We start from the raw sequence: 3,170 nt of genomic DNA, 5'->3' as shown, positions 1-3,170 counted from the left end.
GCTTTGCTGCAAACCAAAAGGGCACCCTCGGGTGCCCTTTTCCATTGGCCCAAGGGGGAACCGCGCCCGGCTTTCCCCCTTTTTTCCTGTGACCCCAAGCCCCTAGATACGCCTCCCACCCCTGCGGAGGCCCGTCATGCCCCAATCCACCTTGTCGCTCTACCTGCGCGCCTTGCGGCTGCTGTTGCGGCAGGGGCGCGCGCTTTGGCTCATGCTGGCGGGGGCGGCGCTGGCCGTCGTGCAGCTGGTGGAGCCGCTGCTGTTTGGCCGCATGATCGACCGGCTGGCCAGCGGGCAGGGCGCCTTTGGCCTCATCGGGCTTTGGGCCGGGTTCGGGCTGGCGGGCATCGCGGCCAGTGCCCTGCTGGCGATCAGCGCCGACCGGCTGGCCCATCGCGCGCGGCTGGCCGCCATGGCCGAGGGCTTTGCTGCCGCGCTCGGCCAGCCTGCCCATATGCAGGCCGCGCAGGGCAGCGGCGCGGTGATGCGGGCGATCATGGCGGGGGCGGATGTGCTGTTCGGCCAATGGCTTGGCCTGTTGCGCGACCATCTGCCCACGGCGCTGTCGCTCACCCTCCTGCTGCCCACGGCGGCCAGTATCGACCTGCGCATGGCAGCGATCCTCGCCTGTCTTGGCGTGGTGTATCTCGCGCTGAACCTGACCGTCATCCGCCGCACCCGCGCAGGCCAGCGCGCGGTCGAGGCGCAGGCGGGCGCGCTGCATGCGCATGTGGGCGATGTGCTGGGCAATCTGGGCACGGTGCAGGCCTATGGCCGCATCGGGGCCGAGATGCAGGCGATGCAGGGGCTGATGCAGGGCTTTCTGGCGGCGCAATTGCCAGTGCTGACCTGGTGGGGCCTGCTCGCCGTGCTGACCCGCGCCGCGGCTACGCTCGCCATGGTCGCGGTCTTCACGCTGGGCGCGCTGCTGGCCGCCAAGGGCGAGATGACGGTGGGCGAGATCGTCTCCTTCGGCGCCTTCGCGGGCCTGCTGATCGGGCAATTGGACCGCATCACCGGCATTGTCGGCGGCATCTTCCAGCAATCTGCCACGCTGGGCAGTTACTTCACCCTGATCGACAGCGCCGATCAGGCACCCGACCGTCCCGGCGCGCAACCCCTGCACGCCCCGCGCGGTGCAATCCGGCTGGAGGGCGTGCGCTTTCGCTATCCCGGCGCGCAGGCCGGGATCGAGGCCGATTTCGCCGTGCAGCCCGGCCAGATGGTTGCGCTGGTGGGGGCCAGCGGCTCGGGCAAATCCACCACTCTGGCGCTGATCCAACGCCAGCGCCGCCCCGATCTGGGCCGCATCCTGATCGACGGGCAGGACATCGCAGAGGCCACGCTTGCCTCGATCCGCGACTCCATCGCCGTGGTGGCGCAGGAGGGGGGGCTGTTCAACCGCTCGATCGCCGAGAATATCAGGCTGGGCCGCCCCGAGGCCAGCGTGGCAGAGGTCATCGCCGCCGCCCGCGCGGCAGAGGCGCTGGAGTTCATCACAGCCAAGCCCGGCGGCTTTGACTTCGTGATCGGTGAACGCGGGCAGGCCCTGTCGGGCGGCGAGCGGCAGCGGCTGGCGCTGGCGCGGGCGCTGCTGAAACAGGCCCCGATCCTGATGCTGGACGAGGCGACCTCGGCCCTCGATCCGCTGACCGAGGCGCGGATCAACCGCGCGCTGGATGCCGCGCGGCAGGGCCGCAGCGTGCTGGTCATCGCGCATCGCCTCGCCACCGTGCAACGCGCCGATCTGATCGTGGTTTTCGATCAGGGCCGCATTGTGGAGCGTGGGCGCCACGCCGACTTGCTCGCCCAAGGCGGCACCTATGCCGCCATGGTGCAAGCCGGGCAGATGGCGGCCTAGCGCACCCCGATCCCGGCGCGCATCAGGCCCCGGCGCAGCGGGGCGATGGAATACATCGCGTTCAGCGTGGCGGCGCGCAGGTCGCGCAAGGGCTGCGCCCCGATCTGCGAGGCGCGATTGAGCAGGTCAATGCCGCGCACCCGCGCCTCCACGTCCCAATGGCGCTTGCGGTGATAGGCCGCCAGCATCGCCGCATCGCCCAGGTTTGCGGGCGTCGCCAGCTCCAGCAGCGCCGTCAGGTCGGCGAGGCTCATGTTCAGCCCCTGCGCGCCGATGGGCGGCATGACATGCGCAGCCTCTGCCATCAGCGCCGTGCGCTCGCCCGCCATGCGCGCGGCGATCTGGGCGATGATCGGCCAGGCGGTGAGGCGGCTGATCTGGGTCAGCTCTCCCAGCAGATCGCAAGACCGCGCCTGCATCTCGGCGGCGAACTCTGTGGCGGGCAGCGCCAGACGGCGGTCGATCTCGGCGGCATGATCCATCCAGACCACCGCCGAGCGATGCTGCCCGCCCGCATCGGGCAGCGGCACAAAGGTGAATGGCCCGCCCGAGCGATGGATCTCGGTCGAGATATTGTCATGCGGAACCGGGTGGCTCACCGCAAAGGCAAGAGCCTTTTGCCCATAGCGCAGGGTTTTCACCTCGATCCCAAGGGCTTGCCGCACCAGGCTGCCGCGCCCGTCGGCGCCGATCAGCAGCTTTGCGGCATGGCGGCTGCCATCCGACAGCGTCACCAGCACTTCCGACGCCCGCGTCAGCACCGAGGCCGTGGCCACTCCCGCCAGAAAACGCACATTCGGCAATTCGGCCATCCGCGCCAGCATCTCGCGCCGCAACAGCCAGTTGGGCAGGTTCCAGCCAAAGGGCTTGTCGCTCAGATCGGCGGCGTCGAAATCCTTCACCACGCGGGGCCGCGCCTCCACCCCGCCGGCATCGACGATGCGCATGATCTGCAAGGCCGCCGCATGGGGCGCCAGCCGCGCCCAAAGGCCTGCGGCCTCCAGAACCGGGATCGAGGGGTGCAGAAAGGCGGTGGTGCGCAGGTCCGAGCCCTCGGCCTCGGCCTCGGTCACCGGCGGCTGCGGCTCCACGCAGGTCACCCGATAGCCCGCCGCGCCAAAGGCACATGCCGCCGCCAAACCCGCCACGCCGCCGCCGGAAATCAGGATATCGGTCTCGTCGCGCATCTCACGCCCTCCGCACTTTGCCCCTAGATAGGGCATGGCGCCGCCTTCGTCCACGCGACAGGCTGCCCCGGCCAAAGCACGCGGCCCCCGCCCATTTTCTGTTTCGCTCAGGGGGTGAATGG

2 protein-coding genes are annotated in these 3,170 nt (G+C 70.0%); one reads left to right on the top strand and one right to left on the bottom strand.

Annotated elements, in window-relative coordinates; translation table 11 throughout:
• The first annotated feature begins 136 nt into the window (after nt 1-136).
• Nucleotides 137-1,861, top strand: a complete 1,725-nt coding sequence (locus JNN06_RS01100) for an ATP-binding cassette domain-containing protein (RefSeq protein ID WP_291237754.1) — start codon at nt 137-139, stop codon at nt 1,859-1,861.
• On the opposite strand, the gene JNN06_RS01095 is transcribed toward JNN06_RS01100, so the two are convergent.
• Entirely contained in the window at nt 1,858-3,048 is a 1,191-nt protein-coding gene (locus JNN06_RS01095; RefSeq protein WP_291237753.1) for a UbiH/UbiF family hydroxylase, read from the bottom strand. The genes JNN06_RS01100 and JNN06_RS01095 overlap by 4 nt on opposite strands.
• Nucleotides 3,049-3,170 lie beyond the last annotated feature (122 nt).

It is taken from the genome of Gemmobacter sp. (genome assembly GCF_016792925.1).
Taxonomy (GTDB): Bacteria; Pseudomonadota; Alphaproteobacteria; order Rhodobacterales; family Rhodobacteraceae; genus Gemmobacter.
The sequence above is the reverse complement of the archived record's forward strand: the minus strand, read 5'-3'. Positions and strand labels throughout refer to the sequence as shown.

Coding starts and splice junctions, on each gene's coding strand:
- JNN06_RS01100 (WP_291237754.1), top strand. CDS start 137: ATGCCCCAATCCACCTTGTCGCTCTACCTGCGCGCCTTGCGGCTGCTG.
- JNN06_RS01095 (WP_291237753.1), bottom strand. CDS start 3,048: ATGCGCGACGAGACCGATATCCTGATTTCCGGCGGCGGCGTGGCGGGT.